The following is a 13,720-nucleotide window of genomic DNA, read 5'->3' on the forward strand; positions in this document are numbered from 1 at the left end:
AAACAGAGAATAGAGAACAGGGACTGTCTAAAACTCATCAGTAATTGTGTAATTTTAACGGCTCACATATCTTTTTATTACAATTTTTCTATTTTTTTGCTTAAAATTGACAAATTGTGTAATGATGAGTTTTGAGACTCGATTCGGCGATATCGTTTGTTTTTAGTATTGATAGGCTTTTTCCTTTTGGTATTTACAGACTTCTCCCGAAATCTAAATCTCTGGAAACTTGTGATTTCGGATGATCATTTATGTCAATTTACGTAGGTAACCTCTCTTACGAAGTTACACAAGACGCTCTGAACAGTGTTTTCGCAGAATATGGTTCTGTAAAGCGCATTCAGATACCTACTGACCGTGAAACGGGTCGTCTGCGCGGCTTTGCCTTTGTAGAGATGGGAACCGATGCTGAAGAAACAGCAGCCATTGAAGCGCTTGATGGTGCTGAGTGGATGGGTCGTGACCTCAAAGTCAACAAAGCTAGACCCAGAGAAGAGCGTGGTGGATCTTTTGCGGCTAAGCGAGGAAACAGCGGCTTCCGTAACCGCTATTAATTAACAGTTTAAGAAAAATATCTGACTGTGATGAATCAATTAGTCTCGGTTGATTAATTGAACTGAGAAAAGGCTCAAGTATTTGTTACTTGAGCCTTTTACTTTCTGGAGTACGCATTACCAATGACGAATTATTTGCACCCAAAACTCTAGTGGCGTTGGAACACAACAAATCCATTGGCTGGAACTATGGGATTAACATATCCGTTAGTTGCAGAGATATTAAATCCAAAGTTGCCGATACTATCTCCTCCGTAGAGTGCAGCATCACTATTAAATATCTCTCGCCATTGACCATCCCCGATTCGGGAATTATGAATTGTGTACCCAGAGGAGAAGGGCTGATTATTCAAACTAGCGACAACTAAAAATTCTTCGGTTATATCCCAACGTCGAAAAGCAATAATTCGGTTTGCATTGTGGACGTAGAGAATATCTATCAAGTGCGATCGCAGTCCTGAATGGTTGCGGCGCAACTGAATCAGGTCTTGGTAAAATCGGAATAATCTTTGACCATTAGTTTGGTACTCGCTTAGCAAATCCTCTCGGTTATTTAGAAAATCCCTGTATCTGTAAGGTTTTTGTGCGCCAATTTCTTCACCCATCAAAAACATTGGCGTACCTGCTGACAAAATAGACACACCAACAGCAAAACGACAACGTGCTTCGGCATAACGTCGAGTTTCTCCAATCAGTGGTGCGCCGTTAACAGCAGCTACAATAGTTCGCCGAGACTCAACCCTGTGTCCTCCTTCTTCATAATATGAGTTGCCTGCTTCATCATGAGATTCATGATAGACAACCTTTTTATGACCAGACCATCCCAACGCCCCAGCAAATCTATCCATCGCTAGAGGTTCATTTGTACCGTATCCAGTCGTAGGAATTAATTTGGCATATTCCGTTCCTTGTCTAGCATCACCAACTAAATGGTGATAAAAGTTGGCATACCAAGCTGCATCAAAGCCCAAACCACCAACATCAGGTAATTCAGTCACTGCTTCCCAATCAGAATGATCCTCGGCGATGAGAATGGCATTCGGTTGGATGAGTTTCATTGTCCTTGTCCATTCTCTAAGGAATTTAGCACCAAAAATATTGGCATTACCCATAGGTCTACCATCAAGGTGCAATGCGTTGTACGAATGCATTGAAGTTGTTTGGTCAACCCGGAACCCATCTACATGAAATTCCTCCATTAGAGTGACTGCACTGCTAATGAACATCTTTCGCACCATCTCTTCATAAAACCGAGGTGCAAAACCTGTAGACACGTTATCAAGATAGCCACCTTCTGGAAAACGCCTGCCGTCTGAATAGAAATAATCGCTAGAATTTCCCTCGTACCAGTAATAGATATTGTGTTCGGGAATATCCGAGTCATAAGCCCATTCAGCCCGTTCTCCATCGGGATTGAAGTGGTTGTACACCACATCTAAAATCACGGCAATTCCATAACGATGGCACTCTCTAATAAAATGCTTCAGTTGGTCTCTACCACCAGCACTGTATTCGAGAGCGAAGTAGTGAGATGTTTCATAGCCCCAATTTACTTCGTCTCGAAATTCTGACATCGGTAAGAGTTCAACCGCGTTAACTCCCAATTGTACTAAGTAGGGTAGTAAAGCGATCGCATCCGCAAAATTTCCGGGTCTGTTTTGACCATATCCTAAAGACCCTATGTGAAGTTCGTAAATGACTAAATCTTCTACACGCTGCGGTACAGGACGTTCTAGTGAAAACTCATTACTCCAAAACTCCTCTTCTGGAATGAATTCTACTTCTGGCCAGACTGGTTCTTGAAAATTTCTCGTTACTGTATCAGGATTGATGACTACAGAGCAGCTTTTAGTACCATCCAAATCTTGATAATTTCCTGAAAAAGGTCTGTCCTCTGTATCTCTATATCTATTAGAAAAAGGTTTACCGTCAGGATTGATGTTGCCTTTACCAATTTGACAGCGAGAATATAAATCAGTGCGATAAATAACCCGTCCCGCTTCATTGACAATTCTAAACATATAAGGAATATGGTCAAAGCGGGAGAAATCAGCAAGTTCTGGAGATACTGTCACATCTGTTTCCCAAATCCCCTCCTCTGTCCTAGACATAGGAAATGGCCCAAGGTTGGGGTTCATGCCAAAATCTGGATCATCTCGAAAAGCATCGTCAGCAATATAACCACTACTGCTATTACCAAACACAACTTCCACATTCCGAGCATTGGGCGACCAAACAGCAAACCGGAGGGCTGGGTTAGATGCACCAGGAAGATGATATATTTGTGCGCCTAGTCTACGACTATAGACTAAATAATATGCTTCTTGCTGAGGCTGATTGTTGTTTGGCGATTGTAACGTAAAACTACGGTAGCGATCGCGCGAATTGCGATCGTTAATTTCAGTAGGGATTCCCCACAAATTATTCCCGACTGGGCTATCTAGCATCACACCCCAGCGAAATAACCAACCAATTTGGGAATCATCAAGTTCAACCGTAGCTTGAAAACTAGGACAGCCATCTTCACCCATGATTTGCTGCATTGGTCTAGAAGACCATTGTTGAGAATAGCGCCCGGTTTCATCCCAACTACCAATTAACCGGGGATTGTTAAAAATTGCTCTTTTGACACCTGTGAAATAGTTAAACTGAACTAAAATTGGAGCCATAGTAACAGCCTCTTGTTTATAATCAGTTTTGAGACAAAGAATTAACAAAATAAATCCTGGGTTAAGCTCCCCAAAAATGGCTGAGATTTGATTGTTTCAAAAAATTTGCGAGATATTAACGCAAGTTTGCTCCTAACACTACAGCAGCTATCACACTGGTATTCGAGCCTCGATTTTGCCAAGCGTGTTGAGTTCCGTTTTGTACTACACAATCTCCAGCCTGCAAGTGAATTTCTGTTCCCGAATCTAGTAGTAACCAAACATCACCAACTAGAACAATGAGATATTCAACACTGTCACTGCTGTGCATTCCATTAGTTTGATTTGCATAATTACTGGCTGGAGAAATGTAGATAATTCGGAAGCGTGTTCCGCCTGGGCTTGGTAAGAAAGATGACATTTCCAAAGTTGGATCAGCAACATCTACAGGTATCTGGGGAATACCATCAGTTGACCAAATGTCAATTACCTCTAATTCTGGCAAGTTCTCCAGTCTCGTAGCACGAGGCGGTTTTCCATCACTTACTAATACAGATTTTCCATCTTGAGTGCGGCTAGTAACAACGCGACGCATACAATCTTACATATCTAGCTTTCTTGCTGGACTTAGTTTTTTGGAAACAATTAACTGTCAAGTTCATCAACGAAAATGCAATAAGTCTTGCTACTGGTGTGCAATGCGATCGCGTTTTACCAGCAACAAACTATCTCAATAATTTGTTAAACCCGATAGTGAGCCTTAACATCTTCAGCAAAACCGAGATAATCTCTTAACGGCCAGACAACTTCAAACTCTAAGTACTCTCGCATTGGTAAGCGACCCATTGCTGTTCGGTCTAACTCCTCAATTGACTCCACATTTATAATGCCAATCACACGTTTTTGTGCAGCAACTTTATAAAGACCAACAACCATACCCGATTCTATAGTTTGCTGGGCGTGTTCAACCTCTTTGGTTTCTAAATCCCACAGTTCATCAAAGGTTAATCTACCTTCAATATTCCAACGCATTTGAACGTAAAACAGCATAGCTTTATATTGTATTGTTTAAGGTTTAAGTTAAATTCGTGAATTTGCTGGAGTGAATTCAATCAATCTGCTGAACTAGCAAAAATTTAGTTGAAGTATTTTTCTAGTTTTGATTGAATTAGTTTAGCGATCGCATCTTCTGAACCAAAGACTTCTGTAGCAATATCCAATGGGGTTTTCCCATCATGACCCTTGAGATTTAACTTTGCTCCTGCATTGATGAGAATTTCGGCACATTCCCTATACCCATGCCATAAAGCATCATGCAAAGGTGTATAACCGTTAGTAGCTCCCTGAAAATTTAAATTAATTCCTGGTTGCTCAACCAACATCCTCGTAATGTCTGCATGACCATTGTAAACAGCCTTATGCAAAGATACAGCGCCAAATACCGACTCGCTGGCATTGACATCTGCACCAGCTTTTAGTAACTCCATAACAATTTCTATATGTCCGTCTCGTGCTGCTACCAGTAAAGGAGTATGAAAATCATTAAAACTGTTTACCCTGGGATATCTTGCTTCTAAATCAACACCAGATTGAATAAGTTGCCTAACAGTTTCCAGATCGTTGTTAGTGATAGCTGCCATCAGCCTTTGGCTATCAATCTTTTGTTGATCTGATTGCCGTCGCTGTTGCAACATTTGTTCAGCTTGTAGTAACCTCTCTCTACCAATCACATTAACATTCAGTTCATATTCAAAATGCTGCCTTAAAGAGAAGCCATAATGAGTATAAAGATTTAATCCTGCACCTTGATTCAACAAATACTGCACAATATCAGGCCACTTAAACCACAGAGCCTCCATCAAAGGTGTGTGTCCGGTAGTAGGTGCAACCGAGTCTACAAAAGCGCCAGCTTCTACAAGCATTTGTACAACCTCAGGACTACCTCCTTGACAAGCTTTATGCAACACTGATGCTCCTGCTCGGTTGTCAACAGCTAAGGTGTCAGCGCCAGCAGATAACAAAATTTTTGTCATTTCTGCATTAGCTTGACCTGCACTCATCATTAACACAGTTAAACCACTCTCTGAATCTCTGGTATTAGCATTAGCACCAACTTCTAGAAGATGTTTTACTGTATTTAAGTTATTTTCTTGAACCGCCCTGACTAATTGTGAGTCAATATCAGCTTTATAAGCAGCCACTTCCACATTAGGATCGAAATAAACCTTCCAGTGGCTAATCCTCCCTTCCTGATTCAAAACTAGACGGTGAGCATCTTCAATCTCATAAACTATATTGGTGCCTGTATGTCTAGCTTTGGTATAGACCACAGTGTAGGCTATATTTTCTTGTGCTACTACTTCACGGACTTCATAACCTTGAATTTCATTACTTTCGGCTCTAATTCTAAAAGCTTCAGCAACTTGTTCGCGTCCGATGTGTGTGCCTAAATAAGGAATAATTTTGTTGTATTGGTTTTGTGGTAGTTCAAATACAATATCTGCTGCCAAGCCATTCATGACAGCTTCCATATCACCACGACCTATACTGTCATACCATTGTCTGATAATTTGTAATGTTTGCTCACTGTCCATAATTGCTCCTAAACAATTTTTATAGACGAAAATCTGGCCCGATAATCCAAGTTTCATTAGTTACCAGAGTATGGATATATTTAGTTTCAAAAAGATGGGAAAAATCTGGCTCGATCTCGTTTGTATATTCTGGAGATTCTAAAGCTTTTGCCAATGCATCAGTGCTATCAAACCACAGGAGTGAAACACAATCGAGAAGCGCTTCACCAATTGCGTAAAAATTATCGCGGACATGACACTGAAGATAACGCCGGATACCCGGAAGTTTTATCACTTTAGGCGCATGAGTTTCTAACATTTTTTGACGAAATTCTGCTAAGGTAATTCCAGCTTTACGCTTTACAAGAATAAATAGTTTAATCATCGTGGAGTTTTTTTGTGGAGGAACTTCTTCCATCAGTGTGTACTCTGTTGTATCGAGTACAACTGTACGCCAGAATGCAGCCCAATTAGGTTCATCAAGTCGCGCACCTTCTAAAAACTCTTGACTTTGCAAAGAAGCAATTTGTTCTTCCTCGTTTTTGAGCCATATTTCTGCTACACCGCTAAAAAGAGGATCTGCTATTTCTTCTCCAAACGGGATTCTGGAATCAATTAAGTAACGTTTAATTTGGGGAATTTTGCTGGCGTACTTAACAGCATGAACATTGATCCAGTAATCTTGGAATTCCTTTTCATTCATTCCCGGTTTAGGATGAGCGAATATAAGTTGATGGATCATACTACGTAATTAAATCATCTACTATAGGACTCATATTTGATTATTGAAAAAAATCAGTACACATCTAGCTTCCCTCTTATCCGTTCCCTGTTCCCCGTTCCCTATTCCCTCCCTATACAAGGATTTTCAGTAATCAAATCGGATTCCTATATTTCATTCATGTGTTTATGCTTTTTTAGTTATTTCCTAGCCTATGGGCAAATGCAAAATGACGAGCAATTTTGTGATTTGACATCAGCCAAATATCACCAACTGCCCACTCACCTGTTTTTGAGGATTTGATTGTTGTTTGAAAGGAAATAACATCTTCAGTTTCAAGGAAGTTATAAAAAGAACTTAATTGGATATCACCCTGATATTCTAGAAAAGTATTAAAACATTTGATTAATTTTTCTCTACCTTGAATTACATTCGGTGGTGGAATATCAAAGCAAGGAAAAGGATTATACCAGATTGCATCTTCTGTATAGGTATTGGTAACCATACCGACCATATCTCTTGCAGCTATATACTGCATATGTTCCTCGAAAAACTCATGTCTAGGCATTATTACCATAGTCAAAATTTCTACACAATCAAGTAAATTGAGTTGATTAAATTCGCGATCGCGTTGATAAGTAAGAGATTTCGCATGACAGAATATAAGCAAATTGCGGGGTAATGGCTACATCTTTATCCTGCTGTTTTTGTTAATTATCAATTGAAATTTAGAGGCTGCATCATCCTACAAATTTGAGCTTGCAGATCTATTCACAAAGTTATTGCCCACATTTAATACCAATCATTTCCGGGTGAACATCCGCTTCAACTCTGACATCAATGAGAAAAGGGCCTTTATGAGCTAATGCCTTTTGAATTGCTGGAGTAATCTCTTGAGGTTTCTCGATCTGCACACCTTCAACTCCCATCGCACGAGCCATCTCCACAAAATCAATCTCTGGCTTAGATAAATCAAAACTTAGGGGGTAGTCATGCTGTGGTATTTGACGCTCTTGCCAATAAGCCAGAACATTTAGCTGTAACAACTTGTAAGAGCGATTATTACAAATGACAAATTTGGCATCGACATGATGACGCGCAGCTGACCAAAGTGCTTGGATGGTATACATCGCAGCACCATCGCCAGTAAACCCAACCACCGTTTTGTCGGGGTTAGCAAGTTTTGCGCCAATTGCTCCTGGTATTCCCACACCCAAAGAACCACCACGAGTCAGGAAATAATGCTCTGGCGTGGTTGGAGTTAAATAACGTGTCACATCAGGAGAACTCGTTAGCGCTTCATCAAAGATGATTGCATCCTTTGGTAAGTGCTTTGTCAGTTCTGCTGTGAAGCGAGAAAAGTGTAATGGTACTGCATCTTGAATTTCTCGGTCAGTTACTAACTGACGTTGATGGGTTGTTTCTTTTGCTTGGGCAATTTCTGCTGTTCTTGCTTTTGCAGCTTCTTTTTGGTCTGATGTCATGATTGCTTCCAAGATGCTGGCTAAGTGGGCTATGGTCAATTTTGGATCACTGACCATAGCCAAATCTACTGGATGATTTTTGGCAATCTCATAAGCATTTAAATCAATGTGAATAACTTTGGCTGCGGGTGCAAAGATATTTCCCAGTTCTGGAAAAACTTCTGGTAAAAGGTAAGTTCCACAAATTAAATTGACATCGCCTCTGGAAGTGATGGGTAAACTATCATGACCAAACATGTGTCCTGTCATACCCTGGTAAAGAGGATGGGTATGACTCATATTCACCTCCCCAGCATCAGCTTCCCAAACCTCTGCACCCAAGAGTTCAGCAATACGGGTCAACTCTGCTTGTGCGCCAGAATAAGCAACTCCATCTCCTACAAAAATCATTGGTTTGTGAGCAGATGCTAAGATAGTTGCTGCTGTTTTGAGCAATTCTTCATCTGGCACAACTCTGGTAGATGGGATGGAAGTTGGTCTGACTTCTTCAACTACGGGAGCATCCAAAATATCTATTGGTAAACAAACATAGACAGGCCCCATTGGTGGAGTTGCAGCAATTTTGATAGCCCGACGCAATACTCGTAGCAGTGAAGATGGCTCCATCACCATTGTTGACCACTTAGTAACAGGTTTTGCAAAAGCCACTAAGTCTCCTGCCATCTGAGCATCCATTGCTTGGTATTTAATACCTGCATCACCACCAATGACTACAAGCGGTGAGTGACCTCGGTATGCTTGGTAAAGTGCGCCGATCGCATTTCCTAAACCAGGTGTACTATGAATTTGCACTAAAGCAGGCTTTTTCGTTGCTCTAGCGTAACCATCGGCTGCCATGACAGCAACGGATTCTTGCAATGTCAAAATGTACTTTAGGTCTGGATATTCCCGAATAGCATCCAAAAATCCTTCTTCTGATGTGCCAGGATTACCAAACATGTAATGGATACCATCTGCCAAAAATTGTTCCAGAATCGCAAAGCGGCCTGTTTTGTTAGTCATGGATTCTACCTTCTGCAACTATCAACTGCATACAGCGTTTATCGTGCAGTACCATCCAGATATTCAAAATCCGGCTTTACCAGCCATAGCGCCTGAGTCCTTTTTCTAGAACTTCCACCAACTTCTGACCAGTGAGATAAGAGTCTGGAGTAGAGCGACCTGTGATAAATGGATAATCAACAATTACTGATGTTGGTCTACCGACATTACCGTGGTACTGTCCGTCTGGCCCTGTGGCATCGCGGAGTATGTATTCTAGAGGATAGAATGGCGTGCCAAAGTTAATATTGTTCAGACATGGGTCGATGTTAGTACCCATAAATCCTGTACCATCTTTGTAGTCATATTCCAAGCAATGGCCTGTGACGTGCTTACCCCGGATAATGCTGTGGCGATCGCCAATATCACGGGCAAACGCTAGACACGCAACACCATAACATTCTGCGGCTACTGGCTTACCCATTTGGTAAAAGCTGAGGATGAGATCGTGTACTCTCTGGTTGTTGACTAAATCAACCATCGGGCCGCTACCACCAACAATGAGAATGGCATCGTATGTTTGCAAATCTCTTTGTTGCACTTCATCAAGTTTTCTGTAATATTCCTCCATTTCCCGTAAGAATTTTGGCGAACTCCAGTAAGGTCTTTCTGGAAGCCACTCTTTGAGATTTTTCGGGTTGTTTAATCGTGGATTGTTGGTGTCATCCAATTGTCTGACCTTATCAGCCATCTCTTGGGAAACCACTGGTCTGCCCAAAGGAGGATCAACGAAAGTTGGGTCTATGCTCGCCCCTAGTGCTACGGGTCTTTTACCATTTGGGGTGGCGAAGTCAACTTGATACCCAGCTGCATCAAAGGTTTCTAGGGGGCCTACTAGTTCTTCTCCCCAATAACCCCACTCGGATAACACAATCAAAATCTTTGTCATCGGATGATCTCCTTTGTCTTTCTAGGCAACTCCTGCCAATTCTTTTCCTTGAGATACTATTTGGTGAGCGATCGCATCAATAAACGCATACACATCATGTCCGGCTCGTCCTGTCACTAAGTCTCTATCAACCACAATATTGCCCGGATCATTTGCTTGAGAATTCACAGGTGGCGGGACATAAACAGCACCAGCATTAGCAATATCTGCCAGCACCACTTCATGACATATCACCCTTCTTCCTCGGAGTAATTCTGGCATGGGTGTCAGTAACCACAATCCATGACAGAGTAAGCCTTTGACAATTTTGGGATTTGCCATTGCTTGAGCAAAAAACTGAACTGCTGGTGCAGTACGTGTCATTTCTGGACTAATCTGCTGTCTTGGTGGTGGTTGAAAGTAGCGCAGACGTACACTGGTGTAGTTAGCGGCCATAATTACAGCCGCATATTGATTAACATCTACACTCTGAAAGTCGATGTTGACTTCCAATGTTGCAAGTGACGTTTCCTGTCTATTGATCAGATCCGCTTCTTCTACGCTATCAACATCAGCTGCAAAGCGAACACTTTGATTTCCCCATAGCCGGGACATTAAATGGACAGTTGCTCCAAGTTCGGAAAAGCGTGTTTGATATGCCGCGATCTCATAGGGAATGTATTCAGTTTCGACGAGTACGGCGATTTTCTTACCTTCTAGGATTCGGGTAGTCATAATTATTTAGTCTTGGGTGTAAATTCCACAATGATTTCTGCTTCTGAACCAAGTTCAAATTCTCTCTCTCCCAGTTCAATTTGAAAATTATCACGATCAATTGTGGTGCGATCGCTACCATTAATGCTGATTCTACTCACTTCCAGAGTATTGGGTCTAAAGAAATCAGGTAAGACATTAAGCGATCGCTGGCGACAATTGGGATTAGGTTTGAAATACAAACAGAAAGGTTCTTTTGTCACATAGCTACTGATATAAATGTGAGCCAAATAATTTAGCTCAAAGTGATGGTATCCACTCGAATGTGATTCTTTCTGTCCGAACTGTCCTTGAGTAATTGGATCTCCATTTTCACTGACTCGGAAGAAAACACCTTTATTCTCTTGGTCGAGAAAGAATAAATTCCAAAATGCAGCTGTTTCTCGTGCTAACCGCAAATACTCTTGTTTTTGATCATGATCTTCATTACTGCAACCATGAAGAATTAAATAGGCTAATAAAGCTTGTTCTTGTTGCCAGAATTCTTTAGTGTTGAACCAAGGAAATTCTAGTGGTGTTCCATTTTGAGGATTACGTTCTAAAGTATCAAAGATTCCACCCCTAAATAAATCTACGCCTATTTCTGCCATCTTGATTCCTAACCGATCTGCTAACTTCATTAACTTATCGGCTAGGCGTTGGGATTCTTCAGCTTCTTGCGGATTCTCAGTCGCAGATTGGGCAGCTAGAGAGTAATAATAGTTAGCAACACGAGTCAGGTTCCAGGCAATCTTCAAGTTGTGTCCTACAACAGCACGATTTTGTTGCCACCGCCAATTATGGTCTGGTTTCCAATCTCGGAAAAATCGCTCATTCACAAACGGAACGTTGGGATCTGGGTCGGGAAATTTATCAACAATGATTGTGGATGATGTTTTGAGCATCTTTTTGCAGGTTTCTAAAAATTTCCCGATTTCTTCGTGACCATGATCAGTTAATGGCAAAGGTTCTAATGCCAAAATCACGTTAATTAAATAAGCCGGTATATGATCCCCAATCGAATTCCAATTTTTTCTGGCTTGGCGATCGCCAAGAGCCGGACTGTCCCAATTGAGATTTACATAATCAAGGTGTGAAAAATAATCACCGTAAGCATGTTTGCCGTACTCTGATTCTGGATCAGCGAAGAATTCATTAAACATGCGAACAGTCCGCTTGATATCATCAAGTACTTCCCAATCCAAAGTGATGCGATAGTACTGAGCTAATCCAACTAAGGCGTAAATTTGTTCGTAAAGTGGGATAGTATCTCTATCCTCCTCGTGGAGAGATTGCATATACAACTCATAACTGTACTTTGTCTTGCGCTTGCCAAAAGCCCAAAAACAATGTTTGCCATCAGATGTTAAACTGCGAAAAGTTTCTCGTTGGTATTGAACTCCAGCACGAGCAGCTGAAAGATATTGTTCACCTCCAGTTAACAAGTAAGCAGAGGAAAGACCGTAAATTACCCTAGAGAGAGTGGCACATTCCTGGATGTCGTCATCAGTTGGTAAACCGATGATGTTTAAGTTAGTGCGGTAGAGAGCAAAATCATCGATTTGATAGGTTTGTTTATTCGGAAACAAATAGCCTAACCAACCATCTGCTAGACGGGCGATTTGTGTGATCCACCATTGTGTCTGTTCAAAAAGATATTCACCTTGTCCTCTATATGAATGTAGTAAGTTAACAATGCGAGCATCATATTGGCGGCTACCATTATTTTCTTGATACACCCCTTGTAGAACTACTAAGCTATCAGGCTGGATATATTTTCTCACTAAATCTGGTGGTGAGGATTGATGAAAATTTTCAGGAGTTGGGACGCGATCGCGGTTTATCCCATCCAAATCTTGTAAAAATTGAAATCGTGTTTCTCTACCAATTGCCACCAGGAACTCATCCCCACTACGGCATTTAATAGTAAATTTTCCTTGCTCCTGGGCAATATCAGTAACTTTACCCATTAGGGTTGTACACACAGTAAATAGCTTCATAAATTCCTTCCTGTTTTTTTACTAAAAATCTCTGCTTAAATTCAAACTATTGAATATTCTTACTGTTCAATACCAGATAGGCTGTCTTGAATTACATCAAATCTTCAAGATTTCAATTCTTGTCTAAATTAGCAGTATATTCAGTATCTATTTATAAATGCCAACAATTATTAAAGTAACAAGTAAAACTCTGATTAAAAAAGCAGTCAAATGAAGCGCAGTTATCAAAAAATAATTTTAAACTCTGGCTTCATATTTATAAGTTTCCAGATAAATGCAAAATCTTTGTTAATTGCACACTCTTTATTTATATCCTCAGATTTTTTATCAGGTATAAATTGAAATTTGTAAACAAAGAGATAAGCTGTTCAACATTTAATTTGCATATTGATACTGTAGTTCTTGGCAAGGTATTACTGAGCATAGCCGAAGTGTGGCACTTAGCCAGAAAGAGGGTTTGCAGCTTTTACTACCATGAAAATAGTGCAATTTCAATGACAATTAGCTTAGTCAAGCAGATAGTAATAAAATTGCAACTTTTATTAACTAGCAATTAGTTCTAATACCAAATTGAGAAATGATTGCGACAAAGGAATTGCTGAAAAGCTTTTCAATCAACTCTTTCTCAATCCACAATCCAAAATATAAAATCCAAAATGGTATAAGCTTCTCTAAACTACATACTTTCATTAGTTATGAATTTAGTTTAGTAAAAAGTAGCAATCGTCTATCTTAAGCTAGATAATATTTGGTGTATTAAGATAAGATTATCTTCTTATATATCACTTGAGATAGAAACAAGTAGATTTTCTCTATTCCTAAATATATGTTATTTGTTTTTATTTTTTAACTAATTAATTCCGAAATATAAATGCAAGTATATTAATAGTAATTTTAGAGCCAATATAGAGGTTATTCAGGAAAGTTTTTAGTTTCTTTTTAGCTGAAATATCAATTTATGCAAAATCTATTTAATTACTAATTTTATCTGCCAAAGTATTCTTATTTTCAAACATTGTAAAAAATCTCATCAATACTTGTGCTACCTAGCACACATGAATGAGTTTTTTTGTCAATG

The 13,720-nt window shown here is 40.1% G+C and carries 11 protein-coding genes; 1 reads left to right on the forward strand and 10 read right to left on the reverse strand.

Annotated features, from left to right (window positions below):
- Positions 1 to 251: 251 nt before the first annotated feature.
- The gene (locus ACMX3D_RS07195; RefSeq protein WP_482750750.1) at positions 252 to 554 is read left to right on the forward strand and encodes an RNA recognition motif domain-containing protein; all 303 of its coding nucleotides are present in this window, start codon (positions 252 to 254) and stop codon (positions 552 to 554) included.
- A gap of 149 nt (positions 555 to 703) precedes the next feature.
- Here ACMX3D_RS07195 and ACMX3D_RS07200 read toward each other — a convergent pair whose 3' ends face one another.
- The 10 genes from ACMX3D_RS07200 to ACMX3D_RS07245 form a co-directional block, all read right to left on the reverse strand.
- A complete protein-coding gene (locus ACMX3D_RS07200) occupies positions 704 to 3,223 on the reverse strand; it encodes an alpha-amylase family glycosyl hydrolase (RefSeq protein ID WP_482750751.1) in 2,520 nt (839 codons plus the stop codon).
- Positions 3,224 to 3,338: 115 nt separating this feature from the next.
- Positions 3,339 to 3,797, reverse strand: a complete 459-nt coding sequence (locus tag ACMX3D_RS07205) for a cupin domain-containing protein (RefSeq protein WP_482750752.1) — start codon at positions 3,795 to 3,797, stop codon at positions 3,339 to 3,341.
- Between the two features lie 146 nt (positions 3,798 to 3,943).
- Complete coding sequence (locus tag ACMX3D_RS07210; protein WP_482750753.1) at positions 3,944 to 4,252, reverse strand: muconolactone Delta-isomerase; 309 nt, start codon at positions 4,250 to 4,252, stop codon at positions 3,944 to 3,946.
- 86 nt (positions 4,253 to 4,338) lie between these two features.
- Complete coding sequence (locus ACMX3D_RS07215; protein WP_482750754.1) at positions 4,339 to 5,796, reverse strand: ankyrin repeat domain-containing protein; 1,458 nt, start codon at positions 5,794 to 5,796, stop codon at positions 4,339 to 4,341.
- A gap of 19 nt (positions 5,797 to 5,815) precedes the next feature.
- A complete protein-coding gene (locus ACMX3D_RS07220; RefSeq protein WP_482750755.1) occupies positions 5,816 to 6,517 on the reverse strand; it encodes an EthD domain-containing protein in 702 nt (233 codons plus the stop codon).
- A gap of 175 nt (positions 6,518 to 6,692) precedes the next feature.
- A complete protein-coding gene (locus tag ACMX3D_RS07225; protein ID WP_482750756.1) occupies positions 6,693 to 7,073 on the reverse strand; it encodes a nuclear transport factor 2-like protein in 381 nt (126 codons plus the stop codon).
- Positions 7,074 to 7,275: 202 nt separating this feature from the next.
- Positions 7,276 to 8,982 (reverse strand): thiamine pyrophosphate-binding protein, encoded by a 1,707-nt coding sequence (locus tag ACMX3D_RS07230; RefSeq protein ID WP_482750757.1) that lies wholly within the window; start codon positions 8,980 to 8,982, stop codon positions 7,276 to 7,278.
- A gap of 76 nt (positions 8,983 to 9,058) precedes the next feature.
- On the reverse strand, positions 9,059 to 9,910 hold the full coding sequence (locus ACMX3D_RS07235) for a type 1 glutamine amidotransferase domain-containing protein (RefSeq protein ID WP_482750758.1): 852 nt from the start codon (positions 9,908 to 9,910) through the stop codon (positions 9,059 to 9,061).
- 21 nt (positions 9,911 to 9,931) lie between these two features.
- Positions 9,932 to 10,624 carry a DJ-1/PfpI family protein gene (locus ACMX3D_RS07240; RefSeq protein WP_482750759.1) on the reverse strand — a complete coding sequence of 231 codons (693 nt, stop codon included), beginning with the start codon at positions 10,622 to 10,624 and terminating at the stop codon, positions 9,932 to 9,934.
- A 2-nt stretch (positions 10,625 to 10,626) separates the two neighbouring features.
- Positions 10,627 to 12,642 (reverse strand): AGE family epimerase/isomerase, encoded by a 2,016-nt coding sequence (locus ACMX3D_RS07245; RefSeq protein ID WP_482750760.1) that lies wholly within the window; start codon positions 12,640 to 12,642, stop codon positions 10,627 to 10,629.
- Between the last annotated feature and the right edge of the window lie 1,078 nt (positions 12,643 to 13,720).

Source organism: Anabaena sp. TISTR 8404, assembly GCF_056847745.1.

Excerpts from the sequence above, each read along its gene's own strand:
- ACMX3D_RS07210 (WP_482750753.1), bottom strand. The coding sequence starts at position 4,252 with ATGCTGTTTTACGTTCAAATGCGTTGGAATATTGAAGGTAGATTAACC.
- ACMX3D_RS07245 (WP_482750760.1), bottom strand. The coding sequence starts at position 12,642 with ATGAAGCTATTTACTGTGTGTACAACCCTAATGGGTAAAGTTACTGAT.
- ACMX3D_RS07225 (WP_482750756.1), bottom strand. The coding sequence starts at position 7,073 with ATGGTAATAATGCCTAGACATGAGTTTTTCGAGGAACATATGCAGTAT.
- ACMX3D_RS07230 (WP_482750757.1), bottom strand. The coding sequence starts at position 8,982 with ATGACTAACAAAACAGGCCGCTTTGCGATTCTGGAACAATTTTTGGCA.
- ACMX3D_RS07235 (WP_482750758.1), bottom strand. The coding sequence starts at position 9,910 with ATGACAAAGATTTTGATTGTGTTATCCGAGTGGGGTTATTGGGGAGAA.
- ACMX3D_RS07200 (WP_482750751.1), bottom strand. The coding sequence starts at position 3,223 with ATGGCTCCAATTTTAGTTCAGTTTAACTATTTCACAGGTGTCAAAAGA.
- ACMX3D_RS07195 (WP_482750750.1), top strand. The coding sequence starts at position 252 with ATGTCAATTTACGTAGGTAACCTCTCTTACGAAGTTACACAAGACGCT.
- ACMX3D_RS07205 (WP_482750752.1), bottom strand. The coding sequence starts at position 3,797 with ATGCGTCGCGTTGTTACTAGCCGCACTCAAGATGGAAAATCTGTATTA.
- ACMX3D_RS07215 (WP_482750754.1), bottom strand. The coding sequence starts at position 5,796 with ATGGACAGTGAGCAAACATTACAAATTATCAGACAATGGTATGACAGT.
- ACMX3D_RS07240 (WP_482750759.1), bottom strand. The coding sequence starts at position 10,624 with ATGACTACCCGAATCCTAGAAGGTAAGAAAATCGCCGTACTCGTCGAA.
- ACMX3D_RS07220 (WP_482750755.1), bottom strand. The coding sequence starts at position 6,517 with ATGATCCATCAACTTATATTCGCTCATCCTAAACCGGGAATGAATGAA.